The organism is Luteimonas marina (assembly GCF_007859325.1).
GTDB classification, from domain to species: Bacteria; Pseudomonadota; Gammaproteobacteria; order Xanthomonadales; family Xanthomonadaceae; genus Luteimonas; species Luteimonas marina.
On the sequence record NZ_VOHK01000002.1, the window covers coordinates 88,491 to 106,187 of the forward strand.

General features: G+C 73.1%; 14 protein-coding genes. 3 read left to right on the forward strand and 11 right to left on the reverse strand.

Features of this window, described 5'->3' with window-relative positions; translation table 11 throughout:
• Positions 1-273: 273 nt before the first annotated feature.
• Positions 274-1,323, forward strand: a complete 1,050-nt coding sequence (locus FQY83_RS04565; RefSeq protein WP_146385531.1) for a YncE family protein — start codon at positions 274-276, stop codon at positions 1,321-1,323.
• A 405-nt stretch (positions 1,324-1,728) separates the two neighbouring features.
• Here the strand turns inward: FQY83_RS04565 and FQY83_RS04570 are convergent, their stop codons facing one another.
• The 6 genes from FQY83_RS04570 to FQY83_RS04595 all read right to left on the reverse strand — a co-directional run bounded on the left by FQY83_RS04570 (position 1,729) and on the right by FQY83_RS04595 (position 10,268).
• Positions 1,729-2,658 (reverse strand): formylglycine-generating enzyme family protein, encoded by a 930-nt coding sequence (locus FQY83_RS04570; protein ID WP_202878155.1) that lies wholly within the window; start codon positions 2,656-2,658, stop codon positions 1,729-1,731.
• 76 nt (positions 2,659-2,734) lie between these two features.
• Positions 2,735-6,115 carry an amidohydrolase family protein gene (locus FQY83_RS04575; protein WP_146385534.1) on the reverse strand — a complete coding sequence of 1,127 codons (3,381 nt, stop codon included), beginning with the start codon at positions 6,113-6,115 and terminating at the stop codon, positions 2,735-2,737.
• On the reverse strand, positions 6,112-7,344 hold the full coding sequence (locus tag FQY83_RS04580) for an amidohydrolase family protein (RefSeq protein WP_146385536.1): 1,233 nt from the start codon (positions 7,342-7,344) through the stop codon (positions 6,112-6,114). Before FQY83_RS04580 ends, FQY83_RS04575 begins: the two co-directional genes overlap by 4 nt.
• A complete protein-coding gene (locus tag FQY83_RS04585) occupies positions 7,344-8,699 on the reverse strand; it encodes an amidohydrolase family protein (protein WP_238333407.1) in 1,356 nt (451 codons plus the stop codon). Before FQY83_RS04585 ends, FQY83_RS04580 begins: the two co-directional genes overlap by 1 nt.
• 4 nt (positions 8,700-8,703) lie before the next feature.
• Complete coding sequence (locus FQY83_RS04590; protein WP_146385538.1) at positions 8,704-9,297, reverse strand: FMN-binding negative transcriptional regulator; 594 nt, start codon at positions 9,295-9,297, stop codon at positions 8,704-8,706.
• On the reverse strand, positions 9,294-10,268 hold the full coding sequence (locus FQY83_RS04595; RefSeq protein WP_146385540.1) for an alpha/beta hydrolase fold domain-containing protein: 975 nt from the start codon (positions 10,266-10,268) through the stop codon (positions 9,294-9,296). Before FQY83_RS04595 ends, FQY83_RS04590 begins: the two co-directional genes overlap by 4 nt.
• A 169-nt stretch (positions 10,269-10,437) precedes the next feature.
• On the opposite strand from FQY83_RS04595, the gene FQY83_RS04600 reads away from it, so the two are divergent.
• Complete coding sequence (locus FQY83_RS04600; protein ID WP_146385541.1) at positions 10,438-11,196, forward strand: AraC family transcriptional regulator; 759 nt, start codon at positions 10,438-10,440, stop codon at positions 11,194-11,196.
• Here the strand turns inward: FQY83_RS04600 and FQY83_RS04605 are convergent.
• From FQY83_RS04605 to FQY83_RS04615, 3 genes are all read right to left on the reverse strand, one after another.
• A complete protein-coding gene (locus FQY83_RS04605; protein ID WP_146385543.1) occupies positions 11,181-12,704 on the reverse strand; it encodes an amino acid permease in 1,524 nt (507 codons plus the stop codon). The two genes, FQY83_RS04600 and FQY83_RS04605, sit on opposite strands and share 16 nt — an antisense overlap.
• Positions 12,705-12,844: 140 nt before the next feature.
• Positions 12,845-14,020: a cell division protein ZapE gene (zapE, locus tag FQY83_RS04610; RefSeq protein WP_146385545.1), complete on the reverse strand. Its 1,176-nt coding sequence runs from the start codon at positions 14,018-14,020 to the stop codon at positions 12,845-12,847.
• The gene (locus FQY83_RS04615; RefSeq protein ID WP_146385547.1) at positions 14,013-14,684 is read right to left on the reverse strand and encodes an alpha/beta hydrolase; all 672 of its coding nucleotides are present in this window, start codon (positions 14,682-14,684) and stop codon (positions 14,013-14,015) included. Before FQY83_RS04615 ends, zapE begins: the two co-directional genes overlap by 8 nt.
• Before the next feature lie 101 nt (positions 14,685-14,785).
• On the opposite strand from FQY83_RS04615, the gene FQY83_RS04620 reads away from it, so the two are divergent.
• Positions 14,786-15,172, forward strand: coding sequence for a MerC domain-containing protein (locus FQY83_RS04620; RefSeq protein ID WP_146385549.1), 387 nt, complete (start codon positions 14,786-14,788; stop codon positions 15,170-15,172).
• A gap of 147 nt (positions 15,173-15,319) precedes the next feature.
• On the opposite strand, the gene FQY83_RS04625 is transcribed toward FQY83_RS04620, so the two are convergent.
• Positions 15,320-17,092, reverse strand: coding sequence for an ExeM/NucH family extracellular endonuclease (locus FQY83_RS04625; protein ID WP_146385551.1), 1,773 nt, complete (start codon positions 17,090-17,092; stop codon positions 15,320-15,322).
• Positions 17,093-17,169: 77 nt separating this feature from the next.
• Positions 17,170-17,685, reverse strand: a complete 516-nt coding sequence (locus FQY83_RS04630; RefSeq protein WP_146385553.1) for a c-type cytochrome — start codon at positions 17,683-17,685, stop codon at positions 17,170-17,172.
• Positions 17,686-17,697 lie beyond the last annotated feature (12 nt).

The window sequence follows — 17,697 nt, forward strand, 5'->3', positions numbered from 1 at the left end:
GCCGGCCGGTCCGCGCGCTGCGGCGGGTTTCCCGCGCCTGCCGCGTCCGGCGTGCAGGCCACCGCCGCCCACGCCCGCCGCGATGACGACATCCATGCGCGCGCGACCTGGCGCTTCTGACCGGAACGGCCGTGCGTCGGCGCTGAATGGAGAAGCCGGCGCGCGTCGCCCGCGGCAGGCTGCCATGTCGCCGGCTTCGCACCGGGCGGAGGTTCGCCCGAGGGCGTGCGGCAGGCCATTTCCGTGCTTTTCCACTCCCGAGGAAGTCATCCGATGACGCCACGTTCCCATCTGCTCGCGGCCGTCGCCGCGGCCTGCATGGCCGCGCTCGCACCCGCGCAGGCTGGCGACCTGCTCTATACGCTCGCCGACACCGCCACCCTGCCCAGCACCGCAACCGGCTGGGACTACATCAAGCTGGAGCCGGGCAGCAGCCGGCTGTTCATGGCGCGCGACAAGGACGGGCTGACCGTGTTCGACGTCGACGCCAACCGCGCGCTGACCACGGTCGACAACTCCATCGGCGCCAACGGGCCGCTGCTGCTGCCCGAATACAACCGCGGCTACGTCGCGATGACCGACGGCTCGTTGCTCAGCTTCGAGCTGGATTCGCTCAAGCCGATCGAGCGGCTGGCGCTGGACGGCGACGGCGGCATCAACAGCGCCATCCACGATCCGATCACCCGCCGCATCCACGCCATCGTCGGCACGCGGCCGGCGGAATCGACCTGGTACACGCTCGACGCGGCCAGCGGCAAGCTGCTCGGCAGCCGGACCTTCCCGTTCCGCAAGATGGACGACCCGGCCAGCGACGGCAGGGGCCGCCTGTTCGCGCCCGCGCGCCTGGACAACCTGATCCTGGTGCTGGATGCGAAGACGCTGGACGAACAGACCCGCTGGACGGCGCCGTGCAACGTGTCCAAGGTCCGCTACCAGGCGCACAGCAACCGCATCCTCGGCGCCTGCGCCGGCGACACCCCCATGTTCTTCGCGCTCGACCCGGACAGCGGCCGGGTCGTGGCCAGCCTGTCGATCGGCAACGGCATCGACGGTTTCGTCATCGACGAACAGCGCAAGCGCATCGTGACCTCGAACAACGAGGGCACGCTGACGGTGATCCGCCAGGAAGGCCCCGACAGCTACGCGCTGGCCGGCACCGTCTCCACCCGCCCCAACGCGCGCATGATGACCATGGACGAGCGCACCGGCAGGCTGTTCGTGGTCACCGCCGAATTCACCCGCACCCCGCCCGACGCCGACGGCGCGACCCGTAACGTCTACCATCCCGACAGCTTCGTGGTGCTGACCTACCAGCCGCAGTGACCGGCAAGGCAGCGGTCGACGGATACGCAATCATATGGAAGCGAGTCAATCCGCAGGTCGGGGCTACGTCCCCGACGCCCGGACATCGGCGGCCACGGCGTCGGGGACGTAGCCCCGACCTGCGGCATTCGATATTCCTGAACGCAAGTCGGTATCAGTCGATCGCTGGCGCGCTTCACGGGAGCTCATCCCGGGCGACGCGCGGGATCCCGTCTGCTGCCGGGCGTGACGCGTGGGCATAACGCCACCGTCATTCCGGCGCAAGCCGGAATCCATTTTGCTTCTTTCGCAAAAGACGCTGGATCCCGCTTTCGCGGGGATGACGGCAGCATTTTTTTCCGGCGAGTGGCCGGGGCAAGAGGCAAAGCGCCTGACCGGACCTGATGCGCAGGCCGGTCCACGCCATCACGGCAGCAGGCGGACGACGCGGAATCCCAGGGTGTTGTTCTGCCGCTTGGGGTCGTCGCCGGAGTAGCGCAGCGCCGGGCGGACCGTTTCGGGCTTGTTGTACCAGCCGCCGCCGCGCACGACCCGGCGCACGCAGTCGCCGTCGAGCCAGGCGCTGCCGTCGGTCGGCGCACCTTCGTAGCTTGCGTTGTAGCAGTCCTCCACCCACTCCCAGGCGTTGCCGGCGGTGTCGTACAGGCCGAAGCCGTTGGGCTCGAAGCTGCCCGCGGGGGTGGTGGTGCGGGCGTGGCCGTCGTTGCAGTCGTGCAGCGGCCAGTCCGGGCGCACCTGCCTGAGCGCTTCGTCGCCGACGTTGCCGAACCCGCAGGCGAGGTTGGGGTCGTCTCCCCAGAACCAGGGCGTCGTGGTGCCGCCGCGCGCGGCGTACTCCCACTGCGCCTCGCTGGGAAGGCGGTAGCGTTGCCCAGTCCTGTGCGACAGCCAGCGGGTGTAGCCGACGGCCATGTCGAAGTTCACGTAGAGGACCGGACGGCGGCCGCGCCCCCAATCTTCGTCGGACACCGCCTCGCAGCCGCCGTCGGCCACGCAGGCGTCCCATTCGTTGTAGGTGATCTCGTATCTGCCGATGGCGAAGGGTTCGGCGAACCTCACCTCGTGCTGCGGCGCCTCGTTGGCCTCGTGGCCGGGTTCGGCGTCGGTCGAGCCCATCAGGAAGCTGCCGGCCGGCAGCACGACCATCTCCGGGCAGTCGGCGCAGTCCCGGTTGCCTTCGAGCGCGAACGGGGAAGTGGCGTCCGCCGGCTCGGCGGCGCAGGCGCTGCCGGCGGCCAGCAGCAGGCAGGCGAGGAGCGATCGCCTGCACCAGGCGTTCGTCATGCCGGGCGTGCCGGGTGCGAGCGATGCGGGCGGGGCCGGGAGGGTCTTCATGGGCGCGTCGTGCCTCGATCGGGGTGCGGGTGGGACAAACCGGGCTGGCGTCCGCCGTCGCCGGAACCACCTTGCATCACGGCGTCGCCTCCGCGGCGGGCGCGCCCGGATCGGGCGTGCCGGGGGGACGGTCGTCCCAGTACCACGGGCGCGGCAGCGGCCGCGGGGTCGGCCAGCGTTCGTGAAGGGTGTCGCCGTCGTAGAGGCGGCCGTTCTTCATCACCTGCACGATCGACAGGGCGTTGCCGAGGTCGCTGCGCGGATCCCTGGCCAGCACCACCAGGTCGGCGAACTTGCCGGCCTCCAGGCTGCCCAATTCCGCTTCGCGGCCGATGGTCGCGGCGCCGCCGAGGGTCGCGGCGTGCAGCACTTCGGCGTTGCCCATGCCGCCCATCGCATGCGCCTGCATTTCCCAGTGCAGGCCGATGCCGGGCATCTCGCCGTGCGAGCCCATGCCGGCGAGGCCGCCGGCGCGGACCACGTCGGCGACGCCGGCGGCGACGCGCGGGAACAGGTATTCGTCCGGCTCGCGCCAGGTCCGCGTGCGCGTCTTCATGTCGACGATGAACCCGGGCGCGAAGCGGTGCAGCTTCGCGTCGTGGGCGAGGCCGCCGCGCGAGATGAAGTCGTCCTGCCCCTCCGGCCCGCCGTTGCCGATCATCAGCGTCGCCGAGTACGCGGTGCCGGCGTCGGCGAACAGGCGCACCACGTCGCGCTGCAGCGGCACCGCGACCAGCGCGTGTTCGTTGCCGGCATAGCCGTCGAGCGCGTGGCCCAGGCCCAGCTTCATCGACAGCGCGCCCTCGGCGGTCGGCATCAGCCCGGCGTCGCGCGCCGCCATCGCCAGCCACTGGCGCACGCGGCGGTTGCCGGTGCGGTACATCTTGATGTTGCCCAGGCGATAGTGCTCGCGGTAGCGCCGCAGCACGTCGCGGACCTGCGCGTAGGAACTGAACTCGTTGAACGAGAAGATCGCCGGGCCGGTGGAGAAGATGCGCGCGCCAGGCATCCGTCCGGCTTCGACCAGGTCCTGGTAGGCCAGGGTGTCGATGCTCAGCGTGGACGGGTCGAACACCGTGGTCACGCCGTAGGCCAGGTTGGCCAGCGGTCCCCAGCTTTCGAGGTCGAGCACGTCGCGGCGGATGTCGGCGAGGTGGGTGTGGGTGTCGATCAGGCCGGGGATGAGGTAGCGGCCGGACACGTCGACGATGGTGGCGCCGTCGGGCACGTCGAGCGTGCCGCGCTTGCCGATGGCGGCGATGCGGTCGTCGACCACCAGCAGGTCGGCGTCGGCGATGGCCTCGTCGCCGCGCATCGTCAGCGCCGTCGCGCCGCGCAGCAGCAGCGCGCCGCGCGGGGTGTCGCGCGGCACTTCGACCACGGCGGCGAACGCCTGCACGCCGTCGCGGCCGTCGACCGGCGCGTCCACCGCCATCGAGGGCGCGTCGGCCGGGTGCGTGCGCACGCCGTCGAGCGGGCGCCGGTACCAGGTCGAGCCGACCGCCCAGTGCAGGCTGCGGCCGTCGTCGCTCCAGCCGAAGAAATCGGCGCCGACCGTGGTCAGCTTCGCGTGCGCCACGCCCGGCGCGGCGAGGTCGAGCGTGCCGCCGGGGTCTTCCGGCATCGCCAGCAGGTGCAGCTGCTGCGCGATCTGCGCCAGCGCCCAGCGCCCGTCGGGGCTGATGCGCAGGTCGTCGACCGGGGCGCGACCCGCGGCGAAGTACCAGCCCGGGCCGGTGACCTGGAGCACCGTGTCGCGCCCGCTGCCGTCGAGCGCGACGCGTTCGACGCCGTCGCCGGAGAGCACGTGCACGTGCGCGGCGTCGCCGGCGAAGTGCGGGCGGCCGCCCAGGCGCCCGCGGGCGATCACCCGCGCGTCACTGCCGTCGCGCCCGAACACCACCAGCTCGCCGTCGCGCAGCGCGCCGTACTCCATGTAGCTGTGCATGCGCACGCTGTTGCTGGAGCGGATCGCGACGATGCGCGTGCCGTCGGGGGTGAACACCGGGCGCGTGTGGAAGGCGGGCGTCGCGCTGACCCGCTGCGGCCTGGCATCGGGCGCATCGAGCGCGATGCGCCAGACGTGGCCGGCGTCCTTCGCGGTCCAGTCGATGTAGGCCAGTTCGCGGCCGTCGGGCGACCACGCGGGATGGAAGGCCGGGCGCGGGCCGGTGTCGATCCGGCGCAGCGCGCCGCTGCCGTCCAGCGTCATCACGTACAGCGCGCCCAGCGCGGAGAACGCGAGCCGGCGGCCGTCGGGCGATGGCTCGGGGGTCTGGATCAGGCGCGCGCGGACCGGGCCGGTCTCGTGCCGGATCGACTGCCGGGTCGACGCGCCCAGCTCGATGTCGACGCGGGCGTGGAACGGGATCGCCTGGCGCGCACCGTCGGCCAGGGCGATGCGCTGCAGGCCGCCGTCGACGTTGGCGACCAGGGCGCTGCCGTCGGGCGTGAACGCGTGCCGCGGCAGCAGGTCGCGCCAGTGCGAGGCGCCCAGTTCGTCCTGCTGCACCGGGAACGCGAGCCAGCGGTCGTCGCGGGTGCGCAGGTCGAGCACGCGCAGGCCGGTGCGCGACTGGTGGCGGGCGCCGTAGACCAGCCAGCGCCCGTCGGGCGAGATCGCCGGACGCATCGCCGTGCCCAGCACCAGGTCCGGCCGCGGACTGCGCGGCGCCGAGACCAGCGTTTCCTCGCTGCCGTCGTGCAGGTCGCGGCGGCGGATCGTCCACTCCGGCGTGTGCCCGGTCTCGCGCGGGCCGACGTGCGCGGCGTAGTACACGAAACGGCCGTCGGCCGACGGCGCCGCGCCCAGCGCCGAGCGCCAGGTCGCGGACGGCTGGTCGTCGCGCTCGCGGATCGGCAGCAGCAGTTCGCCGCTGCCGCTCGCGGCGTCGAAGCGCCACAGCTCCCAGGCCTCGAACTCGGGCCGGTAGCGCGACACGAACAGCGCGCGGCCGTCGGCGCTCCACGCCGGGGAGGCGAAGATCGGATTGCCGTCGAGCAGGGTGAGCTGGCGCGGCGTGCGGCCGTCGGCATCGACCAGCCACAGGTTCTCGGCGCCGGAGCGGTCGCTGAGGAAGGCGATGCGGCGGCCGTCGGGCGAGAACACCGGCTGCGAATCGAAGGCCATGCCGCGGGTGATCGCGCGCGCCGTGCCGCCCGCGGCCGGCATCGTGTACAGGTCGCCGAGCAGTTCGAACACGATGCGGCGGCCGTCCGGCGACACGTCCGGCGACAGCCAGGTGCCGCGGTCGGTGTCGAAGGCGATCCGGCGCGCGGGCGTCATCGGCAGCGTCTGCCCCGGCGCGCCGGGCGCGTCCGCCTGCTCGAAGGCGGGGCCCTGCGACAGCCACGGCGGCAGCCCGCCATGGCCGTGCCCCTCGTGCGCCCACGACGACAGCGGCAGCAGCGCGAGCGCGACCGCCAGCGCGGGCAGGCGCGGCCGTCTGCGCGTCACGGCGCGCGCGCCCGCGCGGGGAGGTAGCGATCGCGCAGCAGCGTCTGCCGCGTGCGCAGTGGAACGGCGTCGCCGGCCATAAACACCGCGACCGGCGCCGACGCCGGCTCCAGCGGATCGCCGTCCCACAGCACCAGGTCGGCGTCGGCGCCGGGGGCGAGCGTGCCGATGCGCGCGTCCAGGCCCCAGATGCGCGCCGGCGCTTGGGTGATCGCGGCCAGCGCGGCGGCGTCGGGCAGGCCGTGCGCGGCGGCGATGCCGGCCGCCAGGCGCAGCGACGGCCCCGCGTTCCAGCTGGTGTAGATGCCCTGCGCGGAGGCGGTGAAGGCGATGTCCACCCCGGCCCGGTGCAGCAGCGCGGCGTTGTCGTGGCGCGCGCCGAGCCGGTCGTAGGTCGCGGGCAGCGCGTCCAGCGGATCGAGCACGACGGCAATGCCCGCGGCGGCGAGTTCGGGCGCCAGGCGCCAGGCCTCGGCCCCGCCCACGACCACCACGCGCAGCCGGTGCGTGCGCGCCAGCGCGATGGCCTCGCGGATGTCGGCCTCGCGGTCGGCGACGATCGCCAGCGGCGTGCGCCGCATCGCCACTTCGTGGCGGGCGAGGTCGTCGGCATCGACGCGGGCGGGGTCGTCGGCGTGCGCCGGCGGCGTGCGCGCGCGCCCGAGTTCGCCATGCAGCCGCTGCCACGCCGCGGCGTGCGAGTGCGCGCGCGAGGCGTCGGTGCCGATGTAGGCGAACTGCACCACGTCGCCGCTGCGCTCGACGATGTCGCCGCCGCTGCGCAGGTGGAGCAGCGTCGCGCGGCCGGCGAAAACATTGTCGGACGCCGCCGCCGGCGCGACCAGGGCGCGGCTGACGCCGTCCGCGCGCGCCTGTTCGACCGACTGCGCGTTGGCGTCGATCGCATGGTGCGTGGTGTAGCCCGCGCGCGACCCGCCCGAGGCGACGGCTTCCTGGCCATCGCCGACCTCGGACAGGCCGATGCGGGTGGCGGCGTGGAACAGGCCCGGGGTCAGGTCGCGGCCGCCGGCGTCGACGATGCGCGCGCCCGGCGGCGGTGCGCCGCCGGCCTCGATCGAGACGATGCGGCCGGCGCGCAGCACCACGGTGGCGTCCTCGACTACTGGCGCTGACACCGGATGCGCGCGTGCGTGCACGATCGCGACGCTGTCCGCGGCCCGCGCGGCGGGCAGCAGCAGGCAGGCCAGCACGAGCAGCAGCCCGCGCATCACCGCCCCTGCCCCATCACCGCGCGGCCAAGCTCGAAGTCCGCCAGCGGGCGCGCGCCGTCCTCGACCTGGACCACGCCGTCGATCATCACCAGCCGCGGCCGGCTGCGCACGCTGAGCGGATCGCCGCTCCACAGCACCAGGTCGGCGCCGTAGCCGCGGGCGATGCGGCCGATGCGGTCGCCCAGGCCCAGCGCCTGCGCGGCGTTGGAGGTGATCCAGCGGATGGCGCGCTCGGGCGGGATGTCGAGCCCGGCGCGGCGCCCGGCGGCGGCGGCCTTGGCCGCTTCGAGGTTGAGCAGGTTGCCCAGCACCGGGATGTCCGAATGCAGGATCGCGCAGCCACCGGCGGCATCGACGAAGGCCGCGTTCTCGCGGATGCCGTCCTCGGCCTCGCGCTTGAACCCCCACCAGTCGGACCAGACCGCGGCGCAGGTGCCGTGTTCGCGCAGCAGGCCGGCGATCTTGTAGGCCTCGGTGGCGTGGTGGACCGCGGCGATCGGCAGGCCGAACTCGTCGGCGACCGCGAGCACGGTGGCGATGTCGTCGGCACGGTAGCAGTGCACGTGCACCGGCAGCTCGCCGCGCAGCGCCAGCGCCAGCGTGTCCTGGGCGAGGTCGGGCGCCGGATCGCGGCCGCCGGCGCGCATCCGCGCCCGCGCCTTGGCCAGCGTCGCGCGCAGCTCGCCGATCACGCCCATGCGGCTGTCGGGGAAGCCGGGACGGCCGTTCCCAGACAGCGACGGATTGCTGCCGCAGGCGAGCTTGAGGCCCTGCGGCGCGCCGGGGAACTTCATGTCCGCCACGGTCGCCGCCGGCACCGGCTTGAGCACCACGCCGCGACCGGCGATCACCGACGACGAGCCCGGCAGCACCTGCAGGGTGGTCACGCCGGCGGCGAGCGCATGCAGGAAGGCCGGATCGCCGGCGCGCACGGCATACTCGATCCAGACGTCCGGCGTCTGCGAGCGGCTGGTCTCGGTGACGTCGGCGAAGGCGTGACTGCCGTGTTCGTAGGGCTGCGGGAAGGTACCCAGGTGGGTGTGCACGTCGATCAGTCCCGGCGTCAGCCAGGCGCCGCCGGCCTCGACCACGCGCACGCCGGGCCGGCGCGGCAGGTCGCGGCCGATGGCGGTGATCCGGCCGTTCTCGACCAGCACGTCGTGGCCGTTCAGGCGCGCGCCGATGCCGTCGAGCACGGTGGCGCCGGCGAACAGCGTCGGCGGCGCGGCGGCGGGGACGTAGCGGCTGGCGTAGGGATCCGCGTCGGCGGCAGGCGCCGCCGGCGATGCGGCGAGCAGGCACGCGGCGAGCAGCGCCGGGGACAGGAACGCCGGGACGCGCATGCGGATCATGCGCTCAGTCTTCGCGCATCCGGCGCATCCAGTCCACCAGCGCCCGGTCCTGGTGCCCGGCGAGGATCTCGGCGAACACCTGCGGCGTTTCGTCCTGGCCGAGCTTGAAGCTCGCGTGCGCGTGTTCGACGTGGGCGCGGAACGCGATGATGTGTTCGCGCAGCTGCGCATAGCGCGCGCCCATGCGTGCGGTCGTCCACGGCTCGGCCTGGCCGGCCTCGAGGTGCGCCGCCAGCCGCGCCAGCGCCGCGTCGGTCTCGTCGGGCACGAACTCCACGCGCACGTCGAAGCGCGCCACCGCGTAGTTCCAGGTCGGGCCCCAGTCCGGCTTCGACACCAGCCGCGGCGCGACGTAGGCCTGCGGTCCCTGGAACAGCAGCAGCGCGCGCGGCGCGGCCTGCAGCGCCGCGCACAGCGGGTTGCGGCGCGCGATGTGCCCGAACAGCGACACGATCGCGCCGTCGCCATCGCATTCGGCCAGCAGCGGCAGCGGCGTGGCCGGCGCGTTGCCCTCGCGCGCGACCACCCAGGCCAGCGGGAAGGCCTCGACCAGCGCCAGGACGTCGGCCGGGCTGCGCGGATCGAACGGCGCGCTCATGGCGTCGACAGCGCCTGCCGCAGCCAGTCCGAGGCTTCGTCGAGCGCGCGGTCGGCGAGGTCGGAGATCGACATCGCCTCGAGGAAGCTGTGGGTCGCGCCGGCGTAGGTGCGCGCCTGCACGGGCACGCCGGCCTCGTGCAGCGCCGCGGCCATCTCGCGGTTGCCGTCGACGAGGATGTCGCATTCGGCGATCGCCAGGAACGCCGGCGGCAGTCCGCGCAGGTCGGCCAGCAGCGGCATCGCCAGCGGATCGTCGCGGTCGCCGTCGTCGCGCAGGTAGTTGTCCCAGAAGCGGTGCATCTCGTCGGCTTCGAGCATGTAGGCCGGGCCATCGTAGCGCGCCCACGACGGCGAGGTGCGGTCGCTGTAGGCGCCGTAGTTGAGCAGCATCGCCGCGACCGGCGCGCGGCCGAGATCGCGCAGCCGCAGCTGGCTGGCGACGGCGAGGTTGGCGCCGGCCGAATCGCCGCCGACCGCGAGCCGCGACGCGTCGATGCCGTGCGCGGCACCGTGTGCGCGCAGCCAGTCGATCACCTCGACCGTTTCCTCCAGCGCCTGCGGGAACCTGGCCTCGGGCGACAGGCTGTAGTCGACCGCGACCACGGCCACGCCCGCGCGCGCCGCGTACTCGCGCATCAGCCGGTCGTGGGTGTCGATGCTGAACAGTGTCCAGCCGCCGCCGTGCAGGTAGACCAGCGCCGGCAGCATCGCCTGCGCCGACGGGCGCAGGATGCGCACCCGCGTGTGCAGCGCGCCCACGCGCAGCTCCTCGCGTGCGGCCATCTCCGGTCCGCCGGCGACCCACTGCGCGCGCACGGCCTCGGCGATGCGCCGCGCCTCGGGCAGGGAGGCCGATGCCATCTGCGGATAGGCGGCATAGCCGGTGCTCATCCGCTGCAGGAACAGGCGGACCTGCGGGTCGACGTCGTCCTGCCCGGCGGCGCGGGGTTGCCCGCTCGCGTTGTCCATGGTTCCTCCCGCTTGGAGCGGTCACGTTAGCGTCGGCGGCGGCGGCGCGGCTGGCCGGGACAGGCCGAAGACTCTCGCGGTCGGGCCATGCGCGCGCATCCGCGCGCGGCGCAGTTGCGCGTGCGCCGCGATTGCGGTGTGATCGGGGTTGCACCGACGACGACAGGCGATGAAGCACAGCCACGACTATCCGCTGAAGGCGCGACCGATGATCGGGCTCGAGGACGAGTACGCGGCCGGTTTCGTCGATCCGGGCCACAGCCACGAGCACGCGCAGTTCCTGTACGCGTCCTCGGGCGTGATGTCGGTGGTCACCCCGGACAGCAGCTTCGTGATCCCGCCGCAGCGCGCGCTGTGGCTGCCGGCCGGGACGATGCACGAGGTCTCGTGCCGCGGCGCGGTGTCGCTGCGCACGCTGTACATCGATCCGGTGCACGACATCGACCCGGGCCACTGCCGCGTGCTGGAGGTCTCGGACTTTCTGAAGGCGCTGGTGCTGGAAGTGGTGAAGTTCCCGGCCGAATACGACCTCGACGGGCGCGAGGGCCGCATCGTCTGGCTGCTGCTCGACGAGATCCGCAGGATGCCCGGCGCGCCCTACCACGTGCCGATGCCGTCCGACCCGAGGCTGGCGCGGGTGTGCCGGGCGATCATCGCCAACCCCGCCGACCAGCGCGACATCGACGCCTGGTCCTCGCAGATCGGCATGAGCCGGCGCACCTTCACCCGCGCCGTCAGGCAGGAGCTGGGTATGGGCTTCGCGCTGTGGCGCCAGCAGGTGCGGCTGATGCAGGCGGTGTCGCTGCTCGCCGCGGGGCGCTCGATCACCTCGGTCGCGTTCGACGTCGGCTACGAAAGCCCGAGCGCGTTCACCGCGATGTTCCACCGCGCCTTCGGCGAGCCGCCCAGCGCCTACGTCTCGCGCTGAGCGATGCCGATGCGCGAGTGGCGGTAGCCGTAGCGCGCGTAGATCCAGATGCCCGCGAGCAGGTAGAGCCCCAGGATCACCGCCGGGAACACGTCGCCGCGCGCGGCCTTCAGGCCGATGTCGTACAGCACCGGCCCGGCCATGCCCAGGCACAGCAGCAGCGCGCAGGCCGGGACCGTGCCGATCCAGACGCCGCGGATGCGCACGCCGCCCAGCGGCACCCGGGACGGGCGCGGCAGGTCGGGATGGCGCGTGCGCAGCCACATCACGCTGATCGCGACGATCGAGAACGCGAACGCCACGCCGAGGCTGACCAGGTCGCCGAGGATCGAGATCGGCAGCAGCATCGCCGCGACCGCGGCGACGCCGGCCACGGCCAGGGTGCCCTTGTGCGGCGTGCGGAAGCGCTCGTGCACCTGCGCGAACAGCGGCGGCAGCAGGCCGTCGCGCGACATCGCGAAGCAGATCCGCGAATGGCCGTAGGTATTGACCATCAGCACCGAGCACAGGCCGATCACCGCGCCGAACTTGATCACCAGCGCCAGCGCCGGCAGGCCGATGTGGTCGATGGCCAGCGCGATCGGGTCGGGCACGCCGAGGAGGCGGTACGGCACCAGCCCGGTCAGCACCAGCGCGACCGCGATGTACAGCGCCGTGCAGATCGCCAGCGAGCCGAGGATGCCGATTGGCATGTCGCGCTGCGGATCGCGCGCCTCGAGCGCGGCGGTGGAGACGGTCTCGAAGCCGAGGTAGGCGAAGAACAGGATCGACGCGGCGCGCAGCACGCCGGCCAGGCCGTAGCGGAAGTCGCCCTCGTTCGGCGGCACCAGCGGCGTCCAGTTGCTGCTGTCGACGTACTGCGCACCGACGATCACGAACAGCAGCAGCACCGACAGCTTCAGCGCGACCATCACCGCGTTGACGGTGGCCGACTGGCTGACGCCGCGGATCAGGATCCACGCGAACGCCAGCAGGCACAGCCCCGCGACCAGGTTCACGCCGCCGCCGATGCGGAAGGTCAGTCCCGCATCGGTCATCACGCCCTGCACGAACGGGGTGTTCAGCGCCGCCGGCACCACGATGCCGAAGTCGGCGAGCAGGCTCGACAGGTAGCCGGCGACGCCGGCCGCCAGCGCGGCGCCGGCCAGCCCGTATTCGAGCATCAGCAACCAGCCCAGCCCCCAGGCGAAGCCTTCGCCGAGCGTGGCGTAGGAATACGTGTACGAGGAGCCGGACACGGGCAGGGTCGAGGCGAGTTCCGCATAGCACAGGCCGGTGAACGCGCAGGCGAACCCGGCCAGCGCGAACGACAGCACCACGCCCGGGCCGGCGTAGTTCGCGGCCGCGGTGCCGGTCATGATGAACACGCCGGCGCCGACGATGCAGCCGATGCCCAGCATCACCAGGTGCCAGGGGCCGAGCTTGCGGTGCAGCCCGTGGCGTTCGGCGTCGGCGCGGACCGCGTCGAACGATTTGCGTGCGAGCAACCGCTTGCGCAGTGTGGACATGGAGCGCTCCGCCTCGGGCAGAGCGCATCATCGATCGACGTGCGGCGCCGCATCCGCGCGCGCGGGTCGCACGCTGTCGCATTCGGGCGCGTCCGGCCGCGGCGGGCATCGACGCCGCCGCGAAGGAAGGCGATCCGCGCCTACGCGCGGTGCCCGGCGGCCAGGTACTCGGCGCTGCGCATCTCGATCAGGCGCGAGGCGGTGCGTTCGAAGGCGCCGGCGAGGCGTTCGCCGGCGTAGAGTGCGGGCGGCGGTGCGTCCGCGGTGCAGACCAGGTTGACGTGGCGGTCGTAGAGTTCGTCGATCAGGGTGACGAAGCGGCGCGCGGCGTCGTTGCGGGTGTCGTCGAGCACAGGGATGCCGCCGAGCAGCACGGTGTGGAACTCGCGCGCGATCTCGATGTAGTCGGTGGCGCCGCGCGGGCCTTCGCACAGCGCATCGAAGTCGAACCAGGCCATGTCCTTGCAGCGCGCACGCACGACGATGCGGCGGCCGTCGATCTCGATGCCGGCGTCGCGGTGCGCGTCGTCGCCGCCGAGCTCGCGCCAGCGCGTGTTGAGCCACGCGTCCGAATCGCCGTCGAGCGGCGCGCGGTACACCGGCGAGCGGGTCAGCGCGCGCAGGCGGTAGTCGGTGTCGCTGTCGAGGTGGACGACTTCGCAGTGTCGCCGGATGAGGTCGATCGCCGGCAGGAAGCGCGCGCGCTGCAGGCCGTCCTTGTACAGCTCGGGTGGATCGACGTTGGAGGTGGTCACCAGCACGATGCCTTCGGCGAACATGCGTTCGAGCAGGCGCGCGAGCAGCATCGCGTCGCCGATGTCGCTGACGAAGAACTCGTCGAGCACCAGCACGCGCAGCTTCAGCGCCGTGCGCCACTCGCGCACGATGCGCGCCAGCGGGTCGCGTTCGCCGCCGTGCGCGCGCAGCTGCTCGTGCACGCTGCGCATGAAGCGGTGGAAGTGCGTGCGGCGCTTGCCGTCGCCGCCCTCGCCCGCGCGCCGCGGGCGCGCCGCGCCGGACAGGGCGTCGCCGCGAAGGTCGCGCAGCGGCAGTCCGTCGTAGAACAGGTCGACCAGGAAGGTCTTGCCCCGCCCTACCCCGCCCCACAGGTACAGGCCGTCGGGCGCGGCGGGCGCATCCTCGCGCAGCAGCCGGCCGATCAGGCCGCGTCGCGGCGCCGGCGCGAGCAACGCCTCGTGCAAACGGTCGAGCGCGCGCAATGCGCCCTGCTGCGCGGGATCCTCGCCCCACTCGCCGCGTTCGACGCCGGCGCGGTAGCGCTGCGACGGCGTCGCAGCCCCACCCTCGTCACGCATTCGCGTCGGGCAGGTAGGCGCGCACGCCGTGCTTGATCGCGCCGCGCAGGTCGATCATCTTGCGGTGGAAGAAGTGGCCGGTGTCGGGCATGCGCACCAGTTCGGCCTGCGCGCCGGTCTTTTCCAGCCAGTCGTAGACCGCCTGCGGATCGACGATCTCGTCGCTTTCGCCCTGGATCACCAGCCAGGGCATGGTCGGCGGGGCGATGGCGTCGAAGTCCCAGCGCCCGGCCGGCGGCGCGATCGAGAGCAGCAGCGCCGGCTGCAGTTCCGCCGCGGCGCGCAGCGAGACATAGGCGCCGAAGCTGAAGCCGGCCAGCCACAGGGTGTCGCCCGGGCGCTGCGCCCGCACCCAGGCCGCGACCGCGCGCAGGTCGTCGAGCTCGCCGTCGCCGTTGTCGAACTCGCCGTCGGAGCTGCCGGTGCCGCGGAAGTTGAAGCGCACCGTGGCCGCGCCCAGCTCGCGCAGCGAGCGCGCGGCCATGGTCACCACCTTGTTGTGCATGGTCCCGCCCTCGGTCGGCAGCGGATGGCAGACGATCGCGACCAGCGGCAGGGCGTCGGTGTCCGCCTCGGGCAGGTCGACCGACACTTCCAGTGCGCCCGCCGGCCCCGGCAGCAGCAGGGTCCCGGATTCGGCGGGAAAGGCGGGGAAGGTGGCCATGCCGGCATGATACCGGGCGGGGGCTCGCTGGCCGGGAAGAGTCCGGCGGGGCTTGACAGGTCTGTTATTGATATAACGTAACAACAATCTCGGAACCCCCGATGAGATCCTCCCTCACTTCGATGCTCGACGCCTCGGCGATCGGCCTGTCGACCCTGTGCCTGATCCACTGCCTGCTGCTGCCGGTGGCCGCCACCCTGCTGCCGGTCCTGGCGGCGGCCGGTGAGGCGGAATGGGTGCACGGGCTGTTCGTCGCCTTCGCCCTGCCGCTGGCCGGGCTGGCGCTGTGGCGCGCGCATCGGCAGCGGCCGCTGCCGGCCCTGCTGATGGGGCTGGCCCTCGCCGGCGCCGCCGGCCTGGCGGCCGGGGCGCTGGGCTGGCCGGACGATGCGCTGGAAACTCCACTGACGGTGGTTGGCAGCGGGCTGCTGGCGTCGGCGCACGTGTGGAACTGGCGGCGGCGGCCGCATCCGGCGTGCGGATGCTGAGGCCGGCATGGGTAGCTTACCTACTGGTGTCATCCCGCATTCTGGTGTCATCCCGAGCGTAGCGAGGGATCTGCCTTTCACGGCTTGCGGATGCAAGATCCCTCGCTACGCTCGGGATGACAATTTTGGGTTGGCGCGATGCCAGGGCTACAGATCGAAGCCCACGATCAGCGGGTCGTGGTCCGAACTGCGCCACGGGCTTGCCGCATGATCGCGACCGTTCGCGTCAAGATCGCCGATGTTCCTGGGCTCATCGGCATTGCTGTGCCACTCCGCCGCGCCGGCGAGCCGCCCTGCCAACGCCGGGCTGAGCAGGGCGTGGTCGAGCCGCCCGGCCTGGCCGTCGAACACGAAGCTGTAGGGTTCGACGACGTTCGCCGCCGATAGCGCATCCTTCCAGCCACGCTCCAGGAATAGGCGGACGGGATCCTCCTGCGCGTAGGCGTTGAAATCGCCGACGATGGCGACAAGATCGCTGCCGGAACCGGTCGGGTCGCCGGACACCCAGTCCAGCAGCCGGCGCGCGGAATCGACCCGCAGCGCGTTCCAGCAGGCTTGGCCGTCGCCCCGGTCGCGATCGGCGCCTTCGGCCCCGCTGCAGCCTTTCGACTTGAAATGGTTGGCAACGACGACGAACGTGCCGCGATCTGCCTCGTTTCCGCCCACCGGGACGAAGGCCTGCGCCAGCGGCACCCGGCTGCGCGCGCCGAACGGGCCGCCTTCCAGCACCGCCGGCCGCCCGCGCGGCTGCAGGCGCGCGCTGCGGTAGACCAGCCCGACCCGGATCGCGTCCGTCCCCGGCCCGTGTCCCGCGTCCACGAAGGCCCAGTCGCCGCCGCCGGCATTGAGCGCGTCCACCAGCTGGGCCAGGCTCGAATCGGAGTCGTAGCCGTCGTTCTCCAGCTCCATCAGCGCGGCCACGTCCGGATCCAGGGCGCGGATCGTCGCCACCAGGCGGCCCAGCTGGGCCGTCAGTTCCGCCGGCGTGCGGGCGCCGCGCGGGGTGGGGAAGCCGCCGCCGCGGCCGTCGCCGTTGAACAGGTTCTCGAGGTTGAACGAGGCCAGGCGGACGCGGCCGGGCACGGTCGGCGCGGCGGGGCGCGGGGCGGGCGCGATCCGCGGCGGCGCGGTCAGCTGCAGCCGGAACTCGCCCCAGCGCTGGTCGACGATGCCCTCGGCGCCGGTGACCACGCTGCCGGTGCGCGGCACGGGCCGGCCGTCGAGGTACCAGGCTTCGCCCGGGTTCTCGCGCGACTGTGCGTCGTCGAGCAGCAGCCGGCGGCGGGCGTTGTCGGTGGCGATGCGTTCGGCCTCCGGGCCGGGCGGGGCGAGTTCGGTCGGCGTGAACAGCCGGCCCTCGAAGCTGGCGTGCAGCACGCCGCGGCGCGCTAGGTCGTGCTGGCCGCTGATCGTCAGCGGCGCGTCGATGCGCACGCGCATGCCTTCGAAGCGTTCCCAGTCGCCGGGCGCGCCGTCGATCACGACCGGCGCCACGTCGCCGCGGCCGATCACGTCGATCGCCTCGGCCTGCAGCGCGGTCAGCGTGCCCCGGGCAGGTTCGCCGTGTTCGACCACCCGGCCGCGCACGCGGACCCGGTCGCCGGCGCGCAGCGCCACGGCGTCGTCCGCGACGACGAACAGGCCGTCGGAGGTGGCCTCGTCGCCATCGCCCGCGTCCTGCACGAACCAGCCGCCGAGGCCCTGTCCGAAATCGCCGGTGACCACGCCCTCGACGGTGACGCTGCGGTCGAGCAGGGGACTGGCCTCGCCGTCGCCCTGCACCGCGCCGATGGCGACGATGCCGTCCGCGCGCGGCGGCGGTGCGCCGGCCGGCCCGGTGGCGGGCGTCCGGCAGCCCGCCAGCAGGCAGGCGGCCAGCAGCAGGCCGGGCAGGGCGGGGCGCTGGGGGGAAGGGGGCATGGGATCTCCCGGGAGCGGAATGCGGAAACGACAACGCCGCCCGGAGGCGGCGTCGCGGAACCGAGCGGCGGGGCAGCTTACTTCAGGTTGTCGATCATCCAGTCGACGGTCGCGTGCATCTGCTCGACCGTCAGCGCGGGGTTGCCGCCCTTGGCCGGCATCACGCCGGCGGCGCCGGTGAAGCCGTCGATCGAATGCTTGTACAGGGTGTCCTTGCCCTGGGCGATGCGCGCGCCCCAGTGCGCGCGGTCCAGCGTCGGCGCGCCGCCGGCGCCCGAGGTGTGGCAGCCCGAGCACAGGTTCTGGTAGATCACCGAGCCGTCCAGGGTGCCGCCGTAGGCGACCTGGGCCGCGGCCGCGGCGGCTGCTGCCGCGCTGGCGGCGGCCTGCGCCGCGGCGCCGGTGGCGCCGGCATAGACCGAACCGGCCGGGGCGATGCGGTTCTCGGTGCGCTTGGCGGCGGCCGGATCGACCTCCGCCGGCAGCGTGCGGTGCAGGAACAAGGCACCGACGATCAGGCCCAAGGTCACCAGGACCAGGAAGCCGATCACCATCGAGAAATGCTTCAGGAATTCGAGGTCGTAATTACGCACGGAACACCCTTG

Excerpts from the sequence above, each read along its gene's own strand:
- FQY83_RS04615 (WP_146385547.1), bottom strand. The coding sequence starts at position 14,684 with ATGGCCACCTTCCCCGCCTTTCCCGCCGAATCCGGGACCCTGCTGCTG.
- FQY83_RS04605 (WP_146385543.1), bottom strand. The coding sequence starts at position 12,704 with ATGTCCACACTGCGCAAGCGGTTGCTCGCACGCAAATCGTTCGACGCG.
- FQY83_RS04565 (WP_146385531.1), top strand. The coding sequence starts at position 274 with ATGACGCCACGTTCCCATCTGCTCGCGGCCGTCGCCGCGGCCTGCATG.
- FQY83_RS04625 (WP_146385551.1), bottom strand. The coding sequence starts at position 17,092 with ATGCCCCCTTCCCCCCAGCGCCCCGCCCTGCCCGGCCTGCTGCTGGCC.
- FQY83_RS04600 (WP_146385541.1), top strand. The coding sequence starts at position 10,438 with ATGAAGCACAGCCACGACTATCCGCTGAAGGCGCGACCGATGATCGGG.
- FQY83_RS04570 (WP_202878155.1), bottom strand. The coding sequence starts at position 2,658 with ATGAAGACCCTCCCGGCCCCGCCCGCATCGCTCGCACCCGGCACGCCC.
- FQY83_RS04620 (WP_146385549.1), top strand. The coding sequence starts at position 14,786 with ATGAGATCCTCCCTCACTTCGATGCTCGACGCCTCGGCGATCGGCCTG.
- FQY83_RS04585 (WP_238333407.1), bottom strand. The coding sequence starts at position 8,699 with ATGATCCGCATGCGCGTCCCGGCGTTCCTGTCCCCGGCGCTGCTCGCC.
- FQY83_RS04580 (WP_146385536.1), bottom strand. The coding sequence starts at position 7,344 with ATGCGCGGGCTGCTGCTCGTGCTGGCCTGCCTGCTGCTGCCCGCCGCG.
- zapE (WP_146385545.1), bottom strand. The coding sequence starts at position 14,020 with ATGCGTGACGAGGGTGGGGCTGCGACGCCGTCGCAGCGCTACCGCGCC.
- FQY83_RS04590 (WP_146385538.1), bottom strand. The coding sequence starts at position 9,297 with ATGAGCGCGCCGTTCGATCCGCGCAGCCCGGCCGACGTCCTGGCGCTG.
- FQY83_RS04595 (WP_146385540.1), bottom strand. The coding sequence starts at position 10,268 with ATGGACAACGCGAGCGGGCAACCCCGCGCCGCCGGGCAGGACGACGTC.